The sequence below is a fragment of the Acinetobacter colistiniresistens genome, assembly GCF_000413935.1.
Classification (GTDB): Bacteria; Pseudomonadota; Gammaproteobacteria; order Pseudomonadales; family Moraxellaceae; genus Acinetobacter; species Acinetobacter colistiniresistens.
The window spans coordinates 1-26,212 of record NZ_KE340384.1 but is presented as its reverse complement, the minus strand read 5'-3'; the positions used below and the strand labels follow the sequence as shown (position 1 = coordinate 26,212).

Here is a 26,212-nt window from a genome sequence, read left to right as displayed (position 1 = left end):
TCGTTATTGAATTAAAAGAGACATCAAAATGACATTAAATGATCAGGCAACAGCGCAAGATCTGTTTTTTCTAAGAAAAACGTTTGAATTGGCAGAACAAACTAAATTGCAAGGCTTGCATCCCTTTGCTGCAATTGTGGTGAATGCACTAGGCGAGGTTGTCACTCAGGCAGGCAATAATTCATTACCTCCGACGGGTGATCCCACCCGTCATGCTGAAACTGTTGCAGCAGGGCAGGCCGCACGACTTTTGTCATTGGAACAGTTGCGTAACTGTACTTTATATACCAATGCTGAACCCTGTGCGATGTGTTCTGGTGCGATTTATTGGACCGGCATTGGTCGGGTCGTCTATGGCATGAGTGAAACACAACTCCTCGAAATTACAGGGAATCACCCAGAAAACCCGACATTATCTTTACCTTGTCGTCAGGTATTTGCTAGTGGACAACGCGAAATCAGGGTCATTGGGCCGTGTTTGAGTGAAGAAGCAGCGCAAGCACATCAAGGGTTTTGGACTGAATTAAGTCACTAAACAGATTTTTTATTTAAATATGATCCACAAAATAAAGTGATTGCAGCATGGCATGCCCCTTGCTTCTCTCTAATCACATGAGCTAAAGAGATGACCTGATGGCTTTACCGACCGATAAAATCTCTGTTAATCCAGACTTGAATATGAGCACCAGCAGACCTGCACCTATCTTGCAGAAAAATCGTCTGGAGTTAATCAATATAACGAAACAGTATGGCAGTTTAGTGGCCAATGACCATATTAATTTACAGGTCGCACCCGGTGAAATCCATGCAGTATTGGGTGAAAACGGGGCAGGCAAAAGTACCCTGATGAAAATTATTTATGGGGCAGTCAAGGCTGATGAAGGAGAAATTGTCTGGAATGGTCGCTCTGTCACGATCGAAAGTCCTGCTGCGGCCCGACGTTTGGGAATCGGTATGGTGTATCAACATTTTTCTTTATTTGAAACGTTGACGGTAGTGGAAAATATTGCCCTGAGTCTGGATGAAAAATTTGATCTAAACGTATTATCCAAGCGCGTCATTGCAGTCTCTGAAAAGTATGGATTGCCCATTGATCCGAAAAGAACCGTTTATAGTTTATCGGTTGGAGAGCGACAACGTGTTGAAATTGTACGTTGTTTATTGCAAAACCCATCATTGTTAATTTTAGATGAACCTACTTCGGTACTCACGCCTCAAGCGGTATTAATCTTGTTTGAAACGTTACGCCGTTTAGCCAGTGAAGGGGTATCAATTTTATATATCAGTCATAAACTCCATGAGATACAGAGCTTATGTGATTGCGCTACTATTTTACGGGGTGGAACCGTGACAGGAACTGCTATTCCTAAACAGGAAAGTACCGTGAGTCTGGCTAAGATGATGATTGGGCGTGATCTTCCTGCTTATGAACATCCTGTTTATGTAGGCGAGAGTAAGCCTATATTTGAAGTGAAACAGCTCAATGTTCAGGCACTTGATATTTTTGGAACCTCGCTCGAACATATTCAGCTTAGTGTGAAAACAGGAGAGATTCTGGGGATTGCAGGTATTTCAGGAAATGGGCAAGCCGAACTGTTGACGGCCTTGTCTGGCGAAATAACGACTGCAAAAGGCTGCGTAATGTTAGAGGGACGGGCGATCGGCCATTTAAATGCGGGACAGCGCCGCGCACTGGGTTTTGGTTTTGTGCCTGAAGAACGTTTGGGACGAGGCGCTATTCCCGCGATGAGTCTAACTCAAAATGCTTTACTGACCGCATTTCGACAAGGTTTTGTGCGTTATGGATTGGTCAATTACGAAAAAGCGCGTCATTTTGCACAAGACTGTATGCAGAAATTTGCGGTAAAGGCCTCTGGAACGGCGGCTGTCGCGCGTTCTTTGTCGGGTGGCAACCTACAAAAATTCATCGTAGGTCGTGAAATCTTGCAACAGCCTAAAGTTATGCTGGTGGCCCAACCCACTTGGGGGGTCGATGTCGGTGCAGCCGCCTTTGTTCGTCAAACACTAATTGATCTGTCGCGTCAGGGTGTCGCCATTATTGTAATTTCTGAAGAATTGGAAGAGTTATTTGAGATCAGTGATCGAATTGCTGTTTTGGCCGCAGGTCGCCTAAGTGAAGCTCAACCTGTGAATGAAACCAATGCTGAAACGATTGGTTTGATGATGTCCGGATTGCATCGGCAATCGCAAAGTCCAAGCGTTTTAGACGCATCCGCTTAGGTCTATATCATTTGAACTGGGGTTACATATGCATTTACTCGAACCGCGTGATCATCCATCGATTTTAATGAAGTGGCTTTCTCCCTTAATTGCTTTGGTGGCAACATTCTCTATTGGTGGCCTATTATTTATGATTTTAGGCAAAAATCCGCTTGAAGCATTTCTGGTGTTCTTTATTGAACCCTTATCCAGTTGGTATGGCTGGAGTGAGTTGATTATTAAAGCCAGCCCCTTAATTTTAATTGCATTAGGCCTATCTGTTGGATTTAAAGCCCGTATTTTTAATATCGGTGCTGAAGGCCAGCTTATTATGGGGGCAATTTTTGGCGGTGGTTTAGCCATTGCCTGTCAGGGAACCTCCGCATTCTGGGTCTTACCCTCTATGGTGATTGCGGGTGCAATTGGCGGAGCCTTATGGGGAGCTATTCCTGCATTACTAAAAACCCATTTTAATGCGCAAGAAACTCTGACCACATTAATGCTGAATTATATTGCGACATTTATTTTACTGTATTTGATTAACGGGCCGTGGAAAGATCCTGAAGGCATGAATTTTCCACAATCGGTTATGTTCGACGGTGGAACTTTATTTCCTATTTTATTTGAAGGCACACGAATCAATGCTGTGATTGGGGTGACCATTTTTGCAGTGTTGGCATTCTGGCTGTTTAGTAAACGCAGTTTTCTTGCATATCAGCTTGAAGTCGGTGGTCAAGCACCTGATGCTGCACGCTACGCGGGGTTTTCTGCAAAGCAGGCTATCTGGTTTAGTCTTATGATTTCAGGTTTTATGGCAGGTATTGCAGGCATTGGTGAGGTTGCAGGTCCGGTTGGACAACTCAATCCAAATATTTCCCCAGGTTATGGTTATGCCGCAATTATTGTGGCGTATGTGGGACGATTAAACCCGATCGGGATTGTTTTGTCAGGATTTTTGATGGCCTTGCTCTACATTGGTGGAGAAACCGCACAGCTAAATCTACAGCTTCCTGCGGCAATTACAGGATTATTTCAGGGAATGTTGTTGTTTTTCTTATTGGCTGCGGATGCTTTCATCGAAAATCGCTATCGGTTTGGCAGGTCTGAAACAATGAAAAAGCATACATCTTCGATTGCATCCATTGAAACAGCTTAGGAGTTAGACATGATTGATTTAGTTCCAATTTTGGCGGGTACTCTAGCCGCAGGCACACCCCTGATTTTTGCAGGAATGGGTGAGTTGGTTGCAGAGCGAACAGGGGTGATTAATCTGGGTGTTGAAGGCATGATGTTGATTGGTGCCATTGCGGGTTTTGCTTTTTGTGCAAGCACAGGTCTAGGGCCTGCGGCAGGACTTTTGGCAGGGGCCATTGCAGGTGCGAGTGCTGCACTCATTTTTGCAATTTTGGCCCTTTCGCTCGCAGCTAATCAGGCTGCATGTGGGCTTGCATTAACCATTTTCGGTGTAGGGTTATCCGCTTTCGTGGGGCAACATTTTGTCAGTAACAGTTTGGAGGGGCTAAAGGCACTGGATATTCCCGTCCTGTCGGAGATCCCTTTTATTGGGCCGATTTTATTTCACCAAAATTATATGGTGTATTTATCGATTTTATCTTTTTTTGTCATTTGGTGGATTTTGGCAAAAACCAAGCTGGGTTTATTGCTTAAAGCGGTGGGCGAGTCACCAGAGTCAGGACATGCCATGGGTTATCCAGTACTGTTGATTCGTTATGGTGCCGTGTTGTTCGGTGGAGCAATGGCTGGAATAGGTGGGGCATTTTTATCAACGGTATATACGCCATTATGGGTTGAAAATATGGTAGCAGGCCGTGGTTGGATTGCCATTGCACTAGTGGTATTTGCGGTCTGGAAACCTGCACGATTGATAGTCGGTGCTTATTTATTTGGTGGTGTCACCATTTTACAATTCCATGCGCAAGCGTTGGGTCTGGATCTGCCTGTCGAATTACTGGCTGCGTTGCCGTATGTGGTTACGATTTTAGTTCTGGTCCTGATTTCACGTGATAAAAAACTATTGCAAATGAACTTACCTGCATCATTGGGGAAATCCTTTATTCCTTAATATTTTTATGATGATCAATAGATGAATCAGCTTGGATCATCTATTTATTATCAGATTTTAAGCATCTAAAATTAAAATTAAAATTTTTTTGCCGTGTCTTCTATATGATTTGCAAATATATTTTTAACAACTCTTGAATTTATGATCAAAAAAAGTTGAATAAAAATATCAATATAATTTTATTGAAAATGTAGGAGTGACAAAAATTGTACGCTTTTCACACTTTTTGTTAGATAAATAATATATTTGTATAAATGTGATTATTCCCTCATAATAGCAAACATAGCAAGATGATTCATTGGATAATGAATACGTTGCTCACCAAATTGATGAACCCTCTGGATGTGCTTATACACATCCTTTTTATGCTCAGTTATCCCTATATAACTGAGCTTTTTTTTGTCCGCTATTCACCTAATTAAGCACGAATCACTTCACCGGTTAAAGCATTTAAAATGCGACTTGGTTCGCTACTCAACCCTAAATCTCCTTGAAGGTAATTTAAGTTGTTGCCAAAATAAACCTGTGCACTGTCTAAGCTCTGCGCAGGTGCAAGACCTGTCGGGTTGGCACTGGTCGAAACAATAAAGCCACCAAATTGCTGGCAGAGGTTTATGCAGAGAGGATGTGTGGTGACCCGAACTGCAACTAGCGGATGCTGTCCTTTAATCCACGTCGGAATAGACGCATTTGCAGGCAATAGCCATGTCGTCGCACGTTCAGTTGGCTGACGATCAGACCAGCTGGCGATCACTTGCTGGCGGATGTCTGTATTTAAGTCCTGCAATAAATGTTCTACTTGCTGTATATGTCCCGCCAATAAAATCACCCCTTTTTCAACGGGACGATGCTTCAGTTCCAAAATGTCCTGAAATGCCTGCTCATTGAAGGGGTCACAGCCTAGGCCCCAGACTGCTTCGGTCGGATAAGCCAGAACCTGCCCTTGTTTTAATAGATGTGCTGCTTCAGCAATAGAGGAAGTAATCATAGGATAACTAAAACAAATGGGAGAATATGACTAGTTTAATGCATTGGGCGGCAACGTAAATAGCGGCCTGCTTGTTGCAGGCATAAACCGAGTAATTCCAGCTCCATCAATTGAGCGGTGAGTGCTGCAGTCGTGATTGGATGGCGCTGTGCCAGTTGATCTATATCTTGTCCGACCCAGTCTAGACTTTGATACAACGCAATCAAATGGGTTGGCAGGCTAGGTGGAGAGTTGATGGCTTCCACGGTTTGTTGTTGCGTTTGCCATTGCGTTGGCAAGGCTAAATCTTCAATGATTTGCTCGGGATGGTCGACCAGAATCGCACCTTCCCGAATCAGTTGATGACAACCTTGATGATGCTCACTGTAAATATGTCCAGGAATCGCAAAGACCATTTTGCCTTGATTGGCTGCTTCATTCGCTGTGATGAGAGAGCCGCTTTTCAGTGCAGCTTCGACCACCAATACCCCCAGACTCAAACCACTGACAATTCGATTACGTCTTGGGAAATGCTGTTGCAATGGCAGGGTGGAGGGTAAAAACTCAGTGATGACAGCACCTGATTGGGTAATTTGTTGTGCCAATTGCTTGTGCTGAGCAGGGTAAACGCTATCTAAACCAGTGCCCGTCACGGCAATGGTACGTTGATGAGCTAAAGCTCCTTGATGCGCGGCTTGATCAATACCCTGCGCCAAACCACTGCTGATATAGAAGCCTTTTTCACTGAGATAATAGGCAAAATCATAAGCAACTTGTCGTCCATGAGGACTCGGTTTACGACTACCGACCATGGCAATTTGCGGTTGTAATAAGGCTTGTGCCTGACCTTGTCCAAATAAAATCGGGGGGCGGTCTGCATAAGGCTGTAATTGGGTCGGATAGCCCAGATCTTCAGGAGTCAGGATAAAATCACTATGTTTACACACCTGATCAAGCAACTGTTTAAATTGTTGTTGACCCTGAGGACTTTGAAATTCCGCCAAACGTTTTAAGTGATTGGCGTGTAAGCCCAGTTGTGACCATTCAGAGAAACGGTGTGGCTGTGTGGCTTGTTCACAATTACCAAAATGTTGTTGAAGCTTGGCAAAACTGGAGAGTGAATGTTGAACCAAATACCACACCAGCACAGTGTGATAGTGATGTGGTGATAGTTGATTCAACATCGGCAATTACTCAGTCATCGAGGCGGGGTGGCTTAATATTTGAGCCAATCTTGATTGGCAGTTCACTTTCAAGCACGTAGGCATAGCTGATCCGATCAAAGCTCTTAAAGACCATGATGCTTCCCAGATATTGACCTGGTAGTTTAACTTTTTCTTTGGTTTTTGGGTCTCTGATCATTTCACCATCTTGGTAGACACTGAGCACCTGACCGATTTCAACGCCGTCTGCGGTGCCACGATCAATCGTTACAACGCCATTTTTGGCCGCTGTACCAATTGAACCCATCACCCGAATGATTTTGCCGCCGTCTTTGATCTGCTGAGCATCAACGGGATAGAATAAAGTCGGTAACATGGCATCTTGTTCGGCCATTACCCGATCGCCACGCCGCACTTCGCCGTTATAACTTTCCGTGAGTTCAAGCGTGGTGATGTCATTTTCATTGCGAATGGTAACGCCTGAAGCGACTTGGGTCAGTTCAACACCAAGGACCTGCTTTTTACCATTTGGATCTAAGACCACATAAGGTTCACCTTCACGGAAGACCCCATAGCGTTGGCCATTTTCCAGACCTTTGCCTCGGACATAAACACTCTGACCTTTACCAGCGATGACACGGTTATCTGCTGTGCCCAGGATATAAGGAGTGTTGGCAATGGCATCCGCTGGCAGAACTGAAGTACGTTCCAGCCATTGTTGAATATCGGCCAGAGGAATCACTGGAACGCTGTTGTTCAATGCTTCGACACGCACTTGTGGGCGTAATGTTGAGGTATTCCCCGTATAACGACGGATAATTCCGTCACAACCGTCGCCTTCATCTTTACCAACTAAGGGTTTACCGTTCAAGCTGCACAGCAGCAAGCGATCGCCTGGATAAATCCAGTGCGGATTTTTGACATGTTTGTTGCTTGCCCAGATTTCTGGCCAGCGCCATGGCTTGCTTAAAAACTTCCCTGAGATATCCCAAAGTGTATCGCCTTTTTTCACCACATAAACGTGTGGGGCACCGACTTTAACTGAGGGTGGGCTGACATTTGGGCTGGCTGCATGGGCAAAATTTACTCCCATCCCCAGTCCTGCACAAATCGCAGCAGCAATCAGTTGTTTTTTTAACCCCAAGGCATGAAATGAGTGTATGCCGTTTAAAACCTTTTTCATTATCATAATTCCTAAAAATTATGTGTGTAGTTGCGCTATAATAACGACTTTACACACAATTTTTTGATCAAGCATTCCCTTCAGTTGGTTTTTTGATCAATGGCATAAGTGAGGACGACAGTATGGCCTTATTACCTATTCTAAGTTTTCCTGATCCCCGCCTTCGTACCATTGCCAAGCCAGTCGAAGAAGTCACTGATGATATTCGTCAGCTTGCAGCAGATATGTTTGAAACCATGTACGAGGCACCGGGTATCGGTTTAGCGGCAACTCAGGTTGATCATCATATTCAGCTTATTGTTATGGACATCTCTGAAGAGAAAAACCAACCGATGGTGTTCATTAACCCCAAAGTCATTCCACTGACCGAAGATACGCAGCCGTATGAAGAAGGCTGTCTCTCTGTGCCTCAAATATACGACAAAGTTGAGCGTCCGTCACGCGTAAAAATCGAGGCAATTAACCTTGAAGGTCAAGCATTTGAGTTAGAAGCTGACGAACTTCTCGCTGTTTGTATCCAACATGAAATGGATCACTTAAATGGCAAACTTTTTGTTGACTATTTATCACCATTGAAGCGTCAGCGCGCACGTGAAAAAGTGGAAAAGGTGGTTCGCCAGCGCGAAAAAGAAAAAGTTAGCGTCAAGCGATAATTTTTTTAAAGATGTTGTCTCTGTTTCGTTGTGGCTTGCTGCTTGCCTTAACCGCGGTCTGTTTACAGATTGCGGTTTTCTTGCAGCCGTTACTTCCGAAGCAGTATCAAATCGCGCCAGTCTGTGAAACCATTACTCAGGCCTTACTCTTACCTAAATTACAAGCTTCGCAGAGCCATTCGGCCCATGCATCTCAGCATCATGTAGCTCAGCTTGAACAGGCTCAAGTGTCGAGGCCGCAACACGATCATCACGATCCCAATCACCAATGTCAGTACTGTACGGTGTATGCCAATTTGGTATTGCCGCCTGAATTTGGGGTGAAAGAAGTTCTGGTCCGCATCCAAATCCGTCTAGTTGCCTATCAACAAGCGTTTAAGCATATTTATTTTGCGCTACAACGTTTGTTTTTATTGCCTCAAGGGCGAGCACCACCACTCTTTGCATAATTAAGACTTTATTTTCGTTAGGGTTTTTATAGCCCTAGCCACGTTTTATTTATGTTTTAAGAGAGACCGATCATGGCTCAACCTAAATTTTTACTACAACCGCTTACGGTTGCGATCTTGGCTGCCTCAAATACAGTGATGGCTTGGGCAAATCCTGTTGAGCAAGCAGATACTCATCATGCGCACACCTCACTTGCACCGATTGTGATAACAGCACAACAACCGAATCAGAATAATGGTCTGGTGGTGCAAGCCGATCCAAAGCAACCGATTCAACCGATCCCTGCGACAGATGGGGCGGATTATCTACAAAGCATTATGGGGTTTAATTCGATACAAAGTGGTGGTACCAATGGGGATGTAACTTTCCGTGGTATGTTTGGTTCCCGCATCAAGATTTTGACTGATGGTAGCGAGAACCTCGGTGCATGTCCTGCTCGTATGGATGCACCAACCTCTTATATTTCCCCTGAAAGTTATGATCGAATCTCAGTGATTAAAGGGCCGCAAACTGTTCAATATGCCAATACCGGCTCAGCAGCGACGGTGATTTTTGAACGTGAACCTGAAAAGCTTACGCAAGAAAAACCATATCGTGGGCAGGCGAGTGTATTGTGGGGTTCGTTTGGACGTTTAGATCAGAATGTTGAAGCAGCAGTTGGTGATGAGAAAAAATATATCCGCTTAAATGCCAACCGTTCTGAATCGAATAGTTATCAAGATGGTGATGGTAAAACCATTCCATCTTCATGGGAACGCTGGAATGCCGATGTCGCTTTAGGCTGGATGCCAGATGAGAATACCTGGCTGGAATTGACGGGTGGCAAGGCTGATGGTGAAGCGGAATATGCTGGTCGTGGTATGGACGGTGCACAATTTGCGCGTGAAAGCTTAGGTTTACGGTTTGAAAAGAAAAATGTCACCGATGTGATCAAGAAAATTGAAGCTCAGGTGAACTATAGCTATAACGACCATATTATGGATAACTATAGTTTGCGTACACCGCCTTTGGTTGAAATGAGCCATGATGGCATGACCATGCTGATGCCAAACCCGATGGCCATGCAAGTGACACGCCGTACCTTGAACTCGCGTTTGGCCATGACCTCGGAATGGAATCAATGGAGTTTAATTACTGGAGTTGATTCTCAGTTCAATAAACATGGTGGCAGTATGTCATCGCCGACCATGCCATCGATGAATGTACCCTTCCGTCAGGATATGCGCTTCCAGTCTTATGGTGCTTTCGGTGAGTTGACTTATCAATTGAACCCGCAGAATAAGATTGTGACAGGTGCTCGCGTAGACCAAGTCACTGTTGATGATGAGCGTGTTGATTCGAAAACCAAAGGATTCAATACCCAGCTTGAAAAAACTCTACCAAGTGCATTTGTGCGTTTGGAAAATCAGAATGTTGAACATGGCTTAAATAGTTATGTTGGCGTAGGTTATGTCGAACGTATGCCTGATTATTGGGAGTTGTTCAGTCCTGAACATGGCAATGCAGGTTCGACAAATACTTTTAATGGTGTGCGTCCAGAGAAAACCTTGCAGTTAGATTTTGGTTTTACCCAGCAACAGGGCGCTTTTACGTCTTGGGTGTCGGCGTATGCAGGGTTGATTGATGATTATATTCTGATGAATTATCACGATCATAGCCATTTGCATGGTGGTGGACATGGCGGGCATGGCAGCAGTGAGATTACTGCAAGTGCCAAGAATGTGGATGCCACGATTGCAGGTGCCGAGGCTGGAATTGGCTATCAGTTTACTGATCATATCCAAGCGGATCTAAGTGCCATGTATGCGTGGGGTAAAAATACCACGGACAATACACCTTTACCACAAATTGCACCATTAGAAGGACGTTTGAACCTACGTTATGTCGCAGATAAATATACACTGGGCATGTTGTGGCGTGTGGTAGATCAGCAAAACCGTGTCAGTTTGCATCAAGGGAACATTGTGGGTTATGACCTCAAGCCAAGTGCTGGTTTCTCAACGATTTCGTTAAATGGTAGTTATAGTCTGAGTAAAGATATCGACCTTTCAGTCGGTGTCGATAATGTGTTGGATAAAACTTATACAGAGCATCTCAATAAAGCCGGTAGTTCAGGCTTTGGTTTTGCCAGTGAAGAGCAGTTCAATAATACTGGACGCAATTATTGGATGCGTATGAGCATGAAGTTCTAAGCTCGGTTAGAATCAATCAGCTCAATGACCTGCATTGGGCTGATTGAGATTTGAATCGAGGCCGGCATGCATTATCTTCAGGATCCAAAAACAATTATTCAAGAATTACAACAACAGGGGTATGCCCGCATTGTAGTTGAAGCCTGGACTGATGAAGTTCGGGACAGTATCGATCAGATGTTGCGGCAGGCAGGATTCAGGCACTACCATGTGCATAAAATTAAGCATGAGCAGAACAGTTATGTGCTTGTTCTGACAAATTTAACTCATGATCTGCCTTATGCTTTGGAAAAGGTTTATCCAGCCAGATCGTCTTTTTTACGGATTTTACCGCTAATTCTGGCTGCGAGCTTGATGGCATTTACCGTGCTGCTGAGTAGTTATGCCAAAGATCTAATGTCCTTTGTCGTGGTTCTCGTGATTCCGGCAATACTCGGTTCATTATTCGAATACTTTATGATTCGAAAACAGCCCAATCCCATTTTTCTCTCCAGACTGTTTAAAATTCAGCCGCTTGTTTTTGTGATCGTAATTGTATTCTGTGTGATCGTGTTGAGAGAAGGCATTATCTGTCTAATCATGCTCTTACCCATTCTGTTGATGGGGTTGCTGCTGGGTGCGGGCTTGATGCGATTGATTTGTCATTATCTATGGAAACCTAGTGCAAAAATCTATTCTTTTGCACTGCTGCCTCTGATTTTATGGTTGTTGTTGCCTGATTTTAGCCGTACTGAATATGGACAAACCCAGCGCTCGGTCGTGATTCATGCGCCAGCACAGCAAGTATTTCAGGCTATTAACCAAATTGGTAAGATTCAGCCTGAAGAAGTCAAACACAGTTTTATTTTTAGCATGGGCTTTCCCAAACCTATTTTTGGTATGACCGAGCAGCATGAAGGCGAGTTGATACGCACCATCCAGTGGGAACGTGGTATCAAGTTTGAAGAAAAGGTGACCGCATCACATGCGCCGTATTTATTGTCATGGAAATACCAGTTTGCTCCAGATTCTTTTCCGAAGGGATCACTGGATGACCACCTGGAAATGGGCGGTAAGTATTTCGATTTGCTGAAAACAGATTATCAGTTGCAACAAATCGATGCGCACACCACCAAGTTGATTCTGAGCATTGATTATCGTTTATCCACTGAATATAACTGGTATAGCCGTTTATGGGTCAATTATGTTTTAAACGAGTTTAGTGATGTGGTGATGCAGATCCATAAACAGCGTTTAGAAAAAGATCGTTCTTGAATGAAAAGCCAAAGCGAAGCCACAATCTTGATTGTGGCCTCGGTCGGTTAGGCCAGACAATCCTGTTTTGGCATTAAGCTATCGCAATACAAGGGATTCAATGCGCATTGCAAATCATCAATCTGCTCTTGAGTCACATAACCTTTGGCTTTGAGATATTCAGCCACACGATCATCACGCAAACTTAAAAATGCAGCATCATATACACCCAAATCAACAAATAAAGCGGCGGTTTCCAAACTGTTAAAGTGATCCAGAAACACGTCATTTTCATACATCAAGAAAATATGGGTAAGCGGGGCATTGGTATCAACTTTTAAGCGTTGAGCCAATTGATCGGGACGTGTTTTGATAAATAGTAAGTCAGAAAGTTCATCAAAATGGGTTTTATCGAGCTGGTTTTCGCCGCCTTTGACATGGCCTAACCAGGCTTTGAATACCAGTACCGCACCACCACGCAATAACATACTCCAGATTTGATAGCGGGTCTCATGGTCAAGATGAGCAGATTCATTTTCCAGCGCTTCCAAGAATTTTTGTTCTTGTTGTGCCAGTTTTTCAAATAAGCCCAAGCCTTGTGGATGATAAGCCGCAGGTGCAAACACATCAAAATTGAGTTGATCAAATACATTGAGTGCCAGTGGAACAGCGGCTTGATAAAGCGTATTCAGTGCACGTAAATGGGTATCCTCCAGTTTGCTATGCACAAAAATCGTTTGCCAATCCAGTTCAGGTAATAATGCATTGGCACTATATTGGCGATACAGCTGTTGTGAACTGTGGTCAGTTGATGAGTGATTACTATTCATGATCAATGTCCTTTTTGACAATGTTTCTGATGAGAACCCAATAAACCTTCATTGGGCTTTCAATCTCGTTGATCAATTTATGCGGGATCAAGAAAGCAAGTAGAATACGACTAAAGTTGTAGATAGGATTTTTATGCTAAAATTTATAAATAAAAACATTATCTTATGTAATTGTAAGTAAGTGTACAAACGTTCACTAATGTAAGTGAACGTTTTTGCCATAGCCAATCATGATTTGAGCACTTTGGTCAATTTATCGTTGCACTAAGCGCTGCTTTTTGATGGTTTCTGCCTATGTTGCAAAATATTTGGTCATTTATTGCATTGGCATGATTTTTAAACCTGATAACCAAGCTCTTAAACCCGCAGGTTTTAATGGCTTTTTCAACAATACAATATTCTGCTGCTTTAAATATTGTGGTAACTCAGGATCAGAATCTGCAGTAATCAGGGCCACTGGAATATGTGCAGGACGATATTGTTCAATGAAATCTAGACCACGTTGATCATGGTTTAAATGTTGGTCGATGAGCCAAACCTGAATATCTTCCTGTTCAATCAATTGCAATGCTTGCTCAGGTTCAGTGGCCGTAAAAATCTGATACCCCCATTTACTTAGCAAGGTGCGCATGCCTGCTAAAATGGTTTCATCATTATCCAAACACAACACTTTGTAGGCGGTGTGCTGTAGTGCGGTCACTTGTGGCGTGTTCATCTTAATTTTCGGTGCATCGACCAACGGCACTTCGATCATGAAGCATGAGCCTTTGCCCAGTTGCGAATACACATATACCGGAAAATCAAGCAGGCTGGTCATGCGTTGCACGATCGCCAGCCCGAGACCAAGACCTTGTTCACCCCAAGGTGAGGTGTGCCCACAACGTTCAAACTCTTGGAATAGTTTCAGGCGTTGTTGTTCATTAATCCCAGGGCCAGTATCCCAGACCCCAATCCGAATATGCTTCGGGCGATGTGCGGAGCGTAATACCCCGACCACCACACGGCCTTGTGCGGTATAACGCAAGGCATTGCTGACAAAGTTCTGAATAATGCGTCGCATCCATTGTGGATCCGTATCTACCCAGAACTGGGTATCATGTACAGACAGTTGAATATTGCGTTGCGCCGCAATCGATTTAAATTGCAGCTCAAGGTCATTTAACAGGTCATGCAGAGAATAGGCTTGACGTTTAGCTTGAATGGTACCGCCTTCCAAACGGGCAATATCCAGTAGTGCAGAGAGCATACTTTCCGCGCCATACAGGGCACGATCCAGCTGTTGCAAGGTTTGTTGATCTTCCGTTGAATGTACGCTTTGTTCTAGCGCGGTACTAAACAAACGTGCTGCATGCATCGGCTGTAATAAGTCATGGCTGGCGGCTGCCAAAAAGCGGCTTTTGGATTGATTGGCTTTATCGGCTTGTTCCAGCGCCAATTGCTGTTCAGTCAGGGCATTGGCTAGCTGTTGAGTTCGATCACTGACACGCTCTTCCAAGATGGCTTCATTTTCGCGGAAGGCGGTAATATCCGCGAATGTTGTGACAAAACCACCGCCTTCAATTGGATTGCCGCGCATTTGAATGACCAAACCATCTTTACGGATGCGCTCAAATTCATGTGCACTGCCGACTTTCATCCAGTGCAGCCGTTTACGGACGTGTTCTTCCACAGGGCCGGGACCACATTCACCACGCTCCGCGTTATAACGAATCAAATCAGCGATTGGACAGCCGACATAGACCAGATCCTTAGGATAATCAAACAGTTTAAGATATTGATTATTCCATGCCACCAGACACATGTTTTTATCTACCACGCTGACACCCTGGGTCATATGATCAATCATGGTCATGAGTAAGTTTTGGTTGAAACGTTGCCACTGCGAGGCCTGATCCAGAATATTGGCGACTTGCCCAAGGGCTAGGCCATTGTTAATCATGGCGGTGGTCAGCAAGGTACGGGCAGAGGCTGCCCCAATAATACCTGCCAGATACTGCTCGGTGAAACGCCACCACATGCCATTGGCTACGTGATTCTCATTTAAAACTACATGGTTTTGTTCACAGAACTGCTGGAAGGCTTGCAGGGTAGGCTTATCCCCTGTAACCCGTTTGGCCAGAGCCAGTAGATCACCGACTTTGAGGCGTGCAGCATTCAAATGCAGGTCGGTCAGGTCAGTATTCGATTGTGCAGATGGCAACGGTTTGCTTTCATAATAGAAAAAGCTTTCTGCCTGAATTTGTTCCGCCACACTTGGACGATAGAGGCGAGATACCCAGATATACAGCACCACGTTGAGACCCAATGACCACAATACGCCGTGGGTGAGGGGCGCAAAAGATTCAAATCCGAGGAGTGCTTCAGGACGTAAGCCATTAATGTCAAAAGGGCCAAACAATAACAGATGTTGTGCAAAGTCTTGATAATGATCAGGCAAACTACGCAATACCGTTGGGAAGAGCAGTGTATAGCTCCACATGGCAAAGCCCATGAGTAAGCCGACATAGACCCCTTGACGACTGGCACCGCGCCAGTAGAGTCCACCAATCAGTGCAGGAGAAAATTGTGCCACTGCACTAAAGGCCAATAAACCAAAAACAGAAAGCTGGTTAATGTCATTAAAGAAGTGGAAGAATAAAAAACCCAGCAACATCACACTGATGATGCTAATCCGACGGGTCAGTTTCAGCACACGCGGCAAATGTTGATCATGGCGGGAAATGATTTTAAAGCGCCATAATGCAGGCATGATCAGGTCATTACTCAGCATGATCGACAGTGCTACTGAGGCCACCAACAGCATCCCTGTTGAAGCTGAAAAGCCGCCTAAGAATGCCAATAAGGCCAACCATTCTTGTTGATAGCTTAAAGGCAGGGCCAATACCGCTATATCTGGCGTACCCAGTGATTCTGGTAAGGAGTGTAATGCCCAACTGGCAATCGGGATAATTGCAATCACAGTCAGAATGAGATAAGCCGCGAACCAGCGTCGTGCGCCGCGGATATGTTTTTCATCACGTAATTCGACCACGGCCACGTGAAACTGGCGCGGCAGGCAAATCATGGCTAAGCCCGCCAACAAGGTCTGCACCCAAAAGGTTTCAGGAACGCCCAATTGTTGCAGGTCATGGAAATGCTGGTGAACATCGCTGCTGACCTGTTTGATATTGTCAGGCGATTGCAATAAGAAGAAAGCCGCTACACAGAGTAGAGCAAACAGTTTGACAAAGGACTCAAATGCAACGGCTAACATCAAGCCGCCGTGTTGTTCGGTATGCGCAATATGACGGGTACCAAAAATCATCGCCAAAATTGCCAGTACGGCTGTCAATACCAACACACTATTGGTGGTGGTGTGAATATGGGCATTTTGCTCCAGAATCACTGACGCACTCAAGGCAATGGCACGCAGTTGCAACGCCAGATAGGGCACAATTGCAATCACGGCCAGAATGGTCACTAACGCAGCTAAACTACCGCTCTTGCCGTAACGAGCGGCAACAAAATCGGCAATCGACGAAATGGCATGGTGCTGACGAATCCGGCCTAAGCGCTTCCAGATATCATAACCAAACCAGATAAACAGTAATGGACCCAGATAAATGGGGAGGAAAATCACACCTTGGCGAACGGCTGCGCCTGTCGCACCGTAAAAGGTCCATGAAGAGCAATAGACACCCAAGGTTAAACTGAACAGCAGCATCCGACCGCGCATACCTAAACGGCTGGCGTGTTTTTCACCAAAAAAAGCACAGCCGAATAACAGCACAATATACAGGGCCAATACCCCAAGAATAAGCCAACTGTTCATATTGCTCACGTGATCAAATTCCATTTTTTATCATACCCGAAGCACAGGCAGAGCAAGGAGTAGAGATTTGCATTTAGAGACCAAAGTCTAAGTTACGAGTCAAGCATAATCTTGTTAATTTGAATAATGAAAAATCCCATGCGGAAAAGGGTCCACGGTTGGGCACAAAAATAAGGAGTTGATTATGGATGATTCACAGGTAGATCGCATTCTACATAATCCAAAGTTTCAAGAGATGGTCAGCAAAAAGCGCACATTAAGTTGGACATTAACAGCAATCATGCTGTTTATCTACGTTGGATTTATGCTTTTGGTTGGTTACAACAAAGAATTTTTAGCGAGTTCATTTAGCGGTGGCGTAACTACTTGGGGAATTCCTCTTGGGTTAGGCATTATCGTATTGTCATTTGTCTTATGTGGTGTGTATTCCTACATTGCCAATAATACGCTCGACCAACTGAATGAAGAGGCGCTCAAGGAAGTTGAGGCCATTGCACATGAAAAAGGGATGCACTGAGATGAAAGGGACATCATTTAAAGCGATATTGTTTACGCTGCTCAGCTTTTGTTGTAGCAGTGTCGCATTTGCGGGCCCAGATTTGGGTGCGGCTGAACAGCAGGCAACCAACTGGCATGCGATCATTATGTTTATGATCTTTGTTGGTTTTACCTTGTTCATCACCAAGTGGGCAGCAAAACAGACGCAATCCGCACAAGACTTCTATACCGCAGGTGGCGGAATCAGCGGTTTTCAAAATGGTTTGGCGATTGCAGGTGACTTTATGTCAGCGGCATCGTTCCTCGGTATTTCGGCACTCGTATTCAGTTCTGGTTTTGATGGTCTACTCTATTCACTGGGTTTCATGGTGGGTTGGCCAATCGTTTTATTCTTGGTGGCGGAACGTTTGCGTAACTTGGGTAAATATAACCTGTCCGATGTGGTGTCATTCCGTCTGGAAGAAAAACCCGTCCGTACCTTGGCTGCATTCAGCTCATTGGTGGTGGTTGCGTTCTATCTGATTGCACAGATGGTGGGTGCAGGTCAGTTGATCAAACTACTCTTTGGTTTGAACTACAACATTGCTGTAGTGATCGTCGGTTTGCTGATGATGGCCTATGTCATGTTCGGTGGGATGTTGGCGACGACTTGGGTACAAATTATTAAAGCGGTCATGTTACTCAGTGGTGCAACCTTTATGGCTTTCATGGTCATGAAAGCGGTTGGTTTTAGCTTCACCAATATGTTTAACCAAGCCATTGGTGTTTATAGCCAAGTACATCATATGAGTTGGGATGAAGCCGCAAAAATCATGGGACCGGGTAAACTGGCTGCCAACCCGATTGATGCGCTTTCTCTTGGTCTGGCCTTGATGTTTGGTACGGCTGGCCTACCGCATATCTTGATGCGTTTCTTCACTGTGAAAGATGCGAAAGAAGCACGTAAATCGGTTGTGGTGGCAACAGGCTTTATTGGTTACTTCTATCTTTTGACCTTCATTATCGGTTTTGGTGCGATCCTGTTTGTTGCCAACAATCCACAGTTTCTTGATGTAGCGAAATCAGCATTGACGGGTAAATTGGAGTTGGTGGGGGGGAACAACATGGCTGCGGTTCACTTAAGTGATGCCGTCGGCGGTGACCTGTTCATGGGCTTTATCTCTGCGGTGGCATTCGCAACCATCCTTGCTGTGGTAGCGGGCTTAACCCTTTCAGGTGCATCTGCAATTTCACATGACCTGTATGCCAACGTGTTTAAAAAAGGCAAAACCACGCCACAATCAGAGTTGCGTATGTCAAAAATCGCAACGCTAGGTTTAGCAATTTTTGCCATGATCTTGGGGGTTTTGTTCGAGAAACAAAACGTAGCCTTTATGGTGGGTTTGGCCTTCTCGGTGGCATGTTGTGCAAACTTCCCAGTGTTGGTGTTATCCATGTTCTGGAAAGGTTTAACCACACGTGGTGCAGTGATTGGTGGTGTTGTTGGTCTCGTGGGTGCAGTGAGCCTGATCATTCTGTCGAAAGCGGTTTGGGTAGATACACTGGCGATTTCTGAAACTGCGCCAAACCCATTCAATGGTCCAGCATTATTTGCTATGCCGCTTTCATTCCTTTGCTGCTGGTTCTTCTCGGTTACGGACAAATCAGCACGTGCAGAGAAAGAGCGTAAAGCCTTTGATGCTCAGTTTGTTCGCTCAATGACGGGGATCGGTGCATCTGGTGCTTCAGATCATTAATCACAATCAATTGTAAAATAAAAGCCCTCATTGATTGAGGGCTTTTTTATGGACTATTGATGCATACTGGCCAGTTGCTGCGTCTGATTTCGATAAAGAGACAAGCCGATGCGTTGTAGATGTCGTCCATTTTGCTCAAGCACTCGGTTTAACTTTGGAATAAATTTGGCACTGCTATACAGCGCTAAATTGCGACCAATCAGATAATAGGCAAACCATGAGGCCGATTGTGGGGCTAAACCCAACTTCTGCATTTTTTTGCGACCAATAAAAAACTGGGTAATTTCTAGATGTTGCTTATACGCCAGCTTCTGCTGGAAAGAGCGTAGATAGCGATATTTCCGCTCGAAGGGTTCTTTGGACAGACTGGAACCTAATGAAATACTGCTGGCATCTGATTGGGGGTGTGCAAATTGCATCCAGTACATCATTTTCCAACCCTCTGATTCTTTATTGACTAACCATTTTTCATCCACACCCATTAACCAGCCTACATATTTCCAGAAATGTAAAAAGCTATCAATTTCCTGCTTGTTAGGAAAAACCCCCAAAGCCCGAATACCAATCAGTACCACACCACTAAAAGCAATATTGGTCATCGCCTGATCATACTGGTTGATTGGTAGACCCCAAGTGTCGGCATCCCATTTCTCTGATTTTTGTAGCTGATGACGAACAAGTGAATGAATAAAACGTACAAAAATCGTAGAGGTAAAGCCTTTGCTAAAACGTTCAAACCCGTTTGGTTCGGTGATATCCACCCACCATTTGGTGGTTTCGGCTAAACGGGTTCCTGCCTGTTTTTTTAAAGCGCCTGTCAGAATTAAAGGTTGATTAAAACCAGGGTACAAATAACCTGTCATTAGCGATAAATCTCGCAGAACAAGTCCATTATTGATGCCGAGGCGATAAGTAAATTTAATGGCTTCATCGATTTTGACTTGTTCATACCAATCAGGTTTTTGTTCCACTAACTGGAAGAAGGCGGTCAGTTCAGCAATTTCATGCGGCAATTTATCGAGACCTTCGTATAGCGCCGTTTCAAAGTATTTACGATGCTGTTTGGGATTTTGTAATACCCACAGCAGCAATTGATCCATCGGTGCATCTCCGCTTTGCAGGGCGGTATTGAGCGCGAGGTATTCTTCATAGCTCGGTTGCACCTGCTGATGAGTCATATAACTGAGAATTTTAGTTTTGATATTGGTTTGAATCATGTCTTCAAACGCCGCCAAGCGTTTAGGTCTAACGATGCTTTGCATTGCATACTGCCTGTGATTGTTATTTAATCAAAGCTTAATATGAATATTTATTCGCATTCAATTCGCATTTCAATTGAGGCTGAGGATGAGAAAAAGACCACAGCAACAGCGCGCCAAAATGATTGTTAACAGCATTCTGGAAGGGACACAGAAATGTATTTCTGAGTATGGTGTGCTACAGATCACAACCCCAAAAATTTCTGAAAAATCAGGGGTTAGTGTCGGTTCAATTTATCAGTATTTTGAAAATAAAGAACAGATCATCGCGGAATTGCTGTTGCGTAAAAGTGAACACTTGGGGCAAGCACTCAAGCAACTGGTGATGCTGCAACAACAAACTGCTATTCAGGACATCATCAGATTAAGTATCGCTTTTGGCTTTGAAACGTTGAAATCCGATCAGGGTTTTTTCATCGAGATTCTCAAAAACTGGCATGCCTATAGCGATTCCGAAGCGGCACAGCTACTGGAACAACATTTTCTGGAAATCGGCATGTATTTATTTGGTCGCTATTATCCACACTGGGATTTTGAAACTTTAAAACATAAATCTTTTGTGATAATTAACAGTACTTTATTTACCATGATGCGTTATGCCAGTAAGAATACCTTGTTGATTGAAGAACAACGACTGCAACAAGAACTCTCTAAAATGATTGTTGCCTTTTTAGTTACATTCTGATGCGATTAACACAATGAAAATCATAACAATAGCAAGGAAAACAACATGCAGAGCTTAAAACAATTTTGGGATAGCTTTCGGCTATTGCCATCGGCATGGTTATTACTGGTTCAGCTGGCGTTATTGGTTTTATATATGTTGACTACAGGGCACAGTGAATATCGGGCTTTAACCTGGTCCTTGGGTGTTTTGGCATTATTGATTATTGCCAAAGTGATTCGGCAAAGCCCTGTGTTTACCTTTTGGGGACTGATCTTTGTCAGTGGTGCCTTTCTATTTTCGATTATGATTTTTATGGGTTATGGCAACCCGACCATTCAAATCATTGCCCATAGTTTCGAAGCTTTGGCCTATTTCTATGCGGCCTATGGTCTGTTGCGCTATATGTTTGCGGATCGTTATCTGACCAAAGATGAATTGTTTGCAGCGGGAGCGGTATTTACCTTAATCGCTTGGGCTTTTGCCTTTCTATATAGTATCTGTCAGCTAATTCTGCCTGATAGTTTCCAAAATCCCAATCAGCCACAAGCACTACAAAGTTGGCTTGATCTACTCTTCCTCAGCTTTAGCCTGCAATCGGCAACGGGTCTGTCTGATTTGATGCCACTGAGTCCAGCAGCTCGTGTGCTGGCCATGTTACAAATGTTTGGTGGGGTGATGTATCTGGCTGTGGTGGTCTCTCGTTTGATTGCTTTACAGTATATTGCGCATGTGCCTAAACAGTTGAATGATAAAGATTAGCTTTGTTACAGCATTACAACTGCTTTATTTTTCACATTTTTTATAATTTATACCGAGTTTTGCGAAATTTAAGCTCGCTTTTGTTCACTGTGTGAATGTCTTCTTTGGCCATTATGGCCTGTCCATTATCATTAGAATAACGTGAGGGAATTATGCCTTCCAAGCCATCTTCGCAGTTTGCGAATGTGAATCCAAACGTGTTTTTAAGCACGGTAATAATCATTGCGATTTTTATCGCAATCGTTGTCATCGCACCCAGTTCATTTGAATTTTTGACCCAACAACTGAAGCAATGGATTACGGACTCTTTTAGCTGGTTCTATGTTTTATCTGTTGCGGTATTTCTGATTCTGCTGATTTATATTGCCTGTTCAGCCAGCGGTAAAATCAAATTAGGACCTGATCACAGCCAACCTGAATATAGCAATGGCTCGTGGTTTGCCATGCTGTTTACCGCAGGCATGGGCATCGGTTTGATGTTCTTTGGTGTGGCTGAACCTGTGATGCACTATGTCAGCCCACCGAGTGGTGACCCTGAAAGTGTAGCTGCGGCACAACAAGCCCTGAGGATTACCTTTTTCCATTGGGGTTTACATGCATGGGCGATTTACGCCGTGGTTGGACTGGCTTTGGCCTATTTTGCTTATCGCCATAATCTGCCGTTAAAAACCCGTTCGGCTTTATATCCCATTATTGGTAAGAAAATTTATGGGCCTTGGGGCGATGGTATTGATACCTTCGCTACCATTGGTACCGTTTTTGGTGTAGCAACCTCTCTCGGTTTTGGTGTGACGCAAATCAACTCAGGCCTACATTATCTATTTGGAATCGAGCAAAGTAGCCAAGTCCAAGTCGGTTTAATTGTATTTGTGAGTATTTTGGCATCCATGTCCGTATTTTTGGGCTTAGATAAGGGGGTAAAACGCCTTTCTGAGCTGAATCTGATTCTGGCTTTGGTGCTGCTGGCCTTTGTGTTTATTGCGGGGCCAAGTATCTATTTACTGCAAACCACCATTCAAAACATGGGTTCGTATATGTCGAATCTATTTGGTATGACCTTTAACCTCTATGCCTATCAACCGAATGGCTGGATTGGCGGTTGGACCATTATGTACTGGGCATGGTGGATTTCATGGTCACCATTTGTGGGGATGTTTATTGCGCGTGTGTCACGTGGACGAACCATCCGTGAATTTATTGTGGGGGTATTACTCATCCCGACAGGCTTTACCATCATCTGGATGGGCTTTTTAGGTAATGCTGCTTTATTCAGTATTATGCAAGAACATAATGTAAGTTTGCTTCATGCTGTGCAAACGGATTCATCAGTGGCTTTATTTGAGTTTTTGAATCACTTGCCGTTTTCAGGAGTGATGAGCTTATTGGCGACGGTATTGGTGATGCTCTTTTTCGTCACCTCTGCGGATTCGGGTGCGTTGGTTACCGATTATCTCACCGCTAAAACTGAAAACTCTCCAACATGGCAACGTTTGTTTTGGACGGTGTTGATGGCAGCATTGGCCATTATTCTATTGTTGGTGGGTGGTCTGTCTGCATTGCAATCTTCCATCATTATGAGTGCATTACCTTTTACTTTTATTATGTTGCTGATGAGCTGGGGGCTGTTAAAGGCCTTAAAGCTGGATGTCACCAAGATGAAAGCCATTCAGGAAGCGCGCATTACCCCACGTGCCATCAATAATCCACGTAGTTGGCAGCAACGTCTGGGTCTGATCATGCATTACCCGCATACAGAAACTGAAGTTCAGCACTATATCGAGACACAGGTGCGTAAAGCCTTTGAAAGTATTCAACGTGAATTTAAACGCCGTCACTTGGAAGTGGAGATACGTGAAATCGAAAATGGTCTGCAATTGCATGTCGATCATCATCATGAAATTAACTTCACTTATAAAGTGATCTCCCATGCCACTGTTCCACCAAGTTTTATGTTGGGACGAGCGGAGGAAGATGAGGCCAATTACTTCCAAGCAGAAGTCTTCTTAAGAGAGGGTGGGCAAAACTATGATGTGATGGATTGGACGCAGGAAGATTTAATCCAGGACATTATTGATCAATATGAACGTCATCTATACTTCTTGAATATTGTGAGAGGGAGTACTCCTTAAGAGAAAGTACTTATTGCAATACTGAAAACAACGGTTTTGAGCGATCAAAGCCGTTGTTTTTATTCTGGGTGATGGAATTTTAAACATTCATTGAATAGGAGACAGATTTTTGAATCGAGTGAGGTGTTTAAAATAAAAGCAAAATATAAAAATAAAGCGGTTTTATTGCTGATAATAAAAACATATTTTTAATAAAGTAGTTAAATTTCAAATGGTTAGTGTGTTTAAATTCACTTTTAAGATAATTAATAAATTTTAAATTATATAAATCAGTGAATTAGATGCGTTAAAGTTTAAAAATAAAACAACCGAATAATTTAATTTTTGAAAGTGCTTGCAACGGTTCTGAAATGCTGTAGAATGCACATCCATCGGCGGTGATGCAGATAAAAACTTGTTGAGAAACAAGGATTTGGCTGAAAAGGTTGGATTCTTGAGTTGATTGATAAGTTTACTAAATATCTAAATTACCTGTTGACTTTTAAGAAATTGAGAGTAATATAGCCGACCTAGCTTGATGATGACGAATCATCGAGAAGATCATTAAGAGAATAGAAGAACAACTTGTGTGGATTTTTACTAGTTGATCAATCGAAAATATTTCATTGATTGAAGAGTAGAAATTTCTCGAAGTTTATTTGAGCGAATTTTTAGTCAGAAAATTGATGAGCCAAGATTTGTAGCCATAAGCTACTAATGATTTTAAACTGAAGAGTTTGATCATGGCTCAGATTGAACGCTGGCGGCAGGCTTAACACATGCAAGTCGAGCGGGGAAGGGTAGCTTGCTACCTAACCTAGCGGCGGACGGGTGAGTAATGCTTAGGAATCTGCCATTTAGTGGGGGACAACATTCCGAAAGGAATGCTAATACCGCATACGTCCTACGGGAGAAAGCAGGGGATCTTCGGACCTTGCGCTAAATGATGAGCCTAAGTCGGATTAGCTAGTTGGTGGGGTAAAGGCCTACCAAGGCGACGATCTGTAGCGGGTCTGAGAGGATGATCCGCCACACTGGGACTGAGACACGGCCCAGACTCCTACGGGAGGCAGCAGTGGGGAATATTGGACAATGGGCGGAAGCCTGATCCAGCCATGCCGCGTGTGTGAAGAAGGCCTTATGGTTGTAAAGCACTTTAAGCGAGGAGGAGGCTACTTAGATTAATACTCTAGGATAGTGGACGTTACTCGCAGAATAAGCACCGGCTAACTCTGTGCCAGCAGCCGCGGTAATACAGAGGGTGCGAGCGTTAATCGGATTTACTGGGCGTAAAGCGTGCGTAGGCGGCTTTTTAAGTCGGATGTGAAATCCCCGAGCTTAACTTGGGAATTGCATTCGATACTGGGAAGCTAGAGTATGGGAGAGGATGGTAGAATTCCAGGTGTAGCGGTGAAATGCGTAGAGATCTGGAGGAATACCGATGGCGAAGGCAGCCATCTGGCCTAATACTGACGCTGAGGTACGAAAGCATGGGGAGCAAACAGGATTAGATACCCTGGTAGTCCATGCCGTAAACGATGTCTACTAGCCGTTGGGGCCTTTGAGGCTTTAGTGGCGCAGCTAACGCGATAAGTAGACCGCCTGGGGAGTACGGTCGCAAGACTAAAACTCAAATGAATTGACGGGGGCCCGCACAAGCGGTGGAGCATGTGGTTTAATTCGATGCAACGCGAAGAACCTTACCTGGCCTTGACATACTAGAAACTTTCCAGAGATGGATTGGTGCCTTCGGGAATCTAGATACAGGTGCTGCATGGCTGTCGTCAGCTCGTGTCGTGAGATGTTGGGTTAAGTCCCGCAACGAGCGCAACCCTTTTCCTTATTTGCCAGCGAGTAATGTCGGGAACTTTAAGGATACTGCCAGTGACAAACTGGAGGAAGGCGGGGACGACGTCAAGTCATCATGGCCCTTACGGCCAGGGCTACACACGTGCTACAATGGTCGGTACAAAGGGTTGCTACCTAGCGATAGGATGCTAATCTCAAAAAGCCGATCGTAGTCCGGATTGGAGTCTGCAACTCGACTCCATGAAGTCGGAATCGCTAGTAATCGCGGATCAGAATGCCGCGGTGAATACGTTCCCGGGCCTTGTACACACCGCCCGTCACACCATGGGAGTTTGTTGCACCAGAAGTAGGTAGTCTAACCGTAAGGAGGACGCTTACCACGGTGTGGCCGATGACTGGGGTGAAGTCGTAACAAGGTAGCCGTAGGGGAACCTGCGGCTGGATCACCTCCTTAACGAAAGATTGGTGACTGGTAAGAATCCACAACAAGTTGTTCTTCGAAGATGTATCTGAGGGTCTGTAGCTCAGTTGGTTAGAGCACACGCTTGATAAGCGTGGGGTCACAAGTTCAAGTCTTGTCAGACCCACCAA

The 26,212-nt window shown here is 44.3% G+C and carries 19 protein-coding genes, 1 tRNA gene and 1 rRNA gene; 15 read left to right on the top strand and 6 right to left on the bottom strand.

Features of this window, described 5'->3' with window-relative positions:
- The first annotated feature begins 28 nt into the window (after window positions 1–28).
- The 4 genes from F907_RS00795 to F907_RS00810 all read left to right on the top strand — a co-directional run bounded on the left by F907_RS00795 (window position 29) and on the right by F907_RS00810 (window position 4,303).
- A complete protein-coding gene (locus F907_RS00795; RefSeq protein ID WP_005240389.1) occupies window positions 29–535 on the top strand; it encodes a nucleoside deaminase in 507 nt (168 codons plus the stop codon).
- Window positions 536–633: 98 nt separating this feature from the next.
- Window positions 634–2,241, top strand: a complete 1,608-nt coding sequence (locus F907_RS00800; RefSeq protein WP_005240387.1) for an ABC transporter ATP-binding protein — start codon at window positions 634–636, stop codon at window positions 2,239–2,241.
- A gap of 28 nt (window positions 2,242–2,269) precedes the next feature.
- The gene (locus F907_RS00805) at window positions 2,270–3,376 is read left to right on the top strand and encodes an ABC transporter permease (RefSeq protein WP_005240384.1); all 1,107 of its coding nucleotides are present in this window, start codon (window positions 2,270–2,272) and stop codon (window positions 3,374–3,376) included.
- 9 nt (window positions 3,377–3,385) lie between these two features.
- Window positions 3,386–4,303 carry an ABC transporter permease gene (locus tag F907_RS00810; protein WP_005240382.1) on the top strand — a complete coding sequence of 306 codons (918 nt, stop codon included), beginning with the start codon at window positions 3,386–3,388 and terminating at the stop codon, window positions 4,301–4,303.
- Between the two features lie 418 nt (window positions 4,304–4,721).
- On the opposite strand, the gene F907_RS00815 is transcribed toward F907_RS00810, so the two are convergent.
- Genes F907_RS00815 through F907_RS00825 form a run of 3 tightly spaced genes read right to left on the bottom strand, consistent with a single transcriptional unit; the run spans window position 4,722 to window position 7,616 of the window.
- Window positions 4,722–5,291: an L-threonylcarbamoyladenylate synthase type 1 TsaC gene (locus F907_RS00815; protein WP_005240380.1), complete on the bottom strand. Its 570-nt coding sequence runs from the start codon at window positions 5,289–5,291 to the stop codon at window positions 4,722–4,724.
- A gap of 35 nt (window positions 5,292–5,326) precedes the next feature.
- Window positions 5,327–6,454, bottom strand: a complete 1,128-nt coding sequence (dprA, locus tag F907_RS00820; protein ID WP_005240378.1) for a DNA-processing protein DprA — start codon at window positions 6,452–6,454, stop codon at window positions 5,327–5,329.
- A gap of 10 nt (window positions 6,455–6,464) precedes the next feature.
- Window positions 6,465–7,616, bottom strand: coding sequence for a LysM peptidoglycan-binding domain-containing protein (locus tag F907_RS00825; protein WP_005240377.1), 1,152 nt, complete (start codon window positions 7,614–7,616; stop codon window positions 6,465–6,467).
- 122 nt (window positions 7,617–7,738) lie between these two features.
- Between F907_RS00825 and def the strand changes: the two genes are divergently transcribed.
- The 4 genes from def to F907_RS00845 all read left to right on the top strand — a co-directional run bounded on the left by def (window position 7,739) and on the right by F907_RS00845 (window position 12,165).
- Entirely contained in the window at window positions 7,739–8,269 is a 531-nt protein-coding gene (gene def / locus F907_RS00830) for a peptide deformylase (RefSeq protein WP_004656477.1), read from the top strand.
- A gap of 11 nt (window positions 8,270–8,280) precedes the next feature.
- Window positions 8,281–8,718, top strand: coding sequence for a DUF2946 family protein (locus tag F907_RS00835; RefSeq protein WP_005240374.1), 438 nt, complete (start codon window positions 8,281–8,283; stop codon window positions 8,716–8,718).
- A 72-nt stretch (window positions 8,719–8,790) separates the two neighbouring features.
- A complete protein-coding gene (locus F907_RS00840) occupies window positions 8,791–10,911 on the top strand; it encodes a TonB-dependent copper receptor (protein WP_005240373.1) in 2,121 nt (706 codons plus the stop codon).
- Between the two features lie 66 nt (window positions 10,912–10,977).
- The gene (locus tag F907_RS00845; protein WP_005240372.1) at window positions 10,978–12,165 is read left to right on the top strand and encodes a hypothetical protein; all 1,188 of its coding nucleotides are present in this window, start codon (window positions 10,978–10,980) and stop codon (window positions 12,163–12,165) included.
- A gap of 47 nt (window positions 12,166–12,212) precedes the next feature.
- Here F907_RS00845 and F907_RS00850 read toward each other — a convergent pair whose 3' ends face one another.
- Together F907_RS00850 and F907_RS00855 are read right to left on the bottom strand one after the other, a co-directional pair.
- Entirely contained in the window at window positions 12,213–12,974 is a 762-nt protein-coding gene (locus F907_RS00850) for a hypothetical protein (protein ID WP_005240370.1), read from the bottom strand.
- Window positions 12,975–13,290: 316 nt separating this feature from the next.
- Window positions 13,291–16,785, bottom strand: coding sequence for a hybrid sensor histidine kinase/response regulator (locus F907_RS00855; protein WP_005240368.1), 3,495 nt, complete (start codon window positions 16,783–16,785; stop codon window positions 13,291–13,293).
- Window positions 16,786–16,969: 184 nt separating this feature from the next.
- Between F907_RS00855 and F907_RS00860 the strand changes: the two genes are divergently transcribed.
- Both F907_RS00860 and F907_RS00865 read left to right on the top strand, forming a co-directional pair.
- Window positions 16,970–17,302 (top strand): DUF485 domain-containing protein, encoded by a 333-nt coding sequence (locus F907_RS00860; RefSeq protein ID WP_005240366.1) that lies wholly within the window; start codon window positions 16,970–16,972, stop codon window positions 17,300–17,302.
- Between the two features lies 1 nt (window position 17,303).
- Complete coding sequence (locus F907_RS00865) at window positions 17,304–19,019, top strand: cation acetate symporter (RefSeq protein ID WP_010589811.1); 1,716 nt, start codon at window positions 17,304–17,306, stop codon at window positions 19,017–19,019.
- A 53-nt stretch (window positions 19,020–19,072) separates the two neighbouring features.
- Here F907_RS00865 and F907_RS00870 read toward each other — a convergent pair whose 3' ends face one another.
- Window positions 19,073–20,281, bottom strand: coding sequence for an oxygenase MpaB family protein (locus F907_RS00870; protein ID WP_005240362.1), 1,209 nt, complete (start codon window positions 20,279–20,281; stop codon window positions 19,073–19,075).
- Between the two features lie 85 nt (window positions 20,282–20,366).
- Here F907_RS00870 and F907_RS00875 point away from each other — a divergent pair, with 85 nt between their 5' ends.
- The 5 genes from F907_RS00875 to F907_RS00895 all read left to right on the top strand — a co-directional run bounded on the left by F907_RS00875 (window position 20,367) and on the right by F907_RS00895 (window position 26,211).
- Window positions 20,367–20,963 carry a TetR/AcrR family transcriptional regulator gene (locus F907_RS00875; protein ID WP_005240360.1) on the top strand — a complete coding sequence of 199 codons (597 nt, stop codon included), beginning with the start codon at window positions 20,367–20,369 and terminating at the stop codon, window positions 20,961–20,963.
- Window positions 20,964–21,008: 45 nt separating this feature from the next.
- A complete protein-coding gene (locus tag F907_RS00880) occupies window positions 21,009–21,704 on the top strand; it encodes an ion channel (RefSeq protein ID WP_005240358.1) in 696 nt (231 codons plus the stop codon).
- Window positions 21,705–21,856: 152 nt separating this feature from the next.
- On the top strand, window positions 21,857–23,833 hold the full coding sequence (locus F907_RS00885; protein WP_005240355.1) for a BCCT family transporter: 1,977 nt from the start codon (window positions 21,857–21,859) through the stop codon (window positions 23,831–23,833).
- A 704-nt stretch (window positions 23,834–24,537) separates the two neighbouring features.
- Window positions 24,538–26,075: ribosomal RNA gene (locus tag F907_RS00890) — 16S ribosomal RNA — on the top strand.
- A gap of 59 nt (window positions 26,076–26,134) precedes the next feature.
- Window positions 26,135–26,211 (top strand) — tRNA-Ile (locus F907_RS00895).
- Window position 26,212 lies beyond the last annotated feature (1 nt).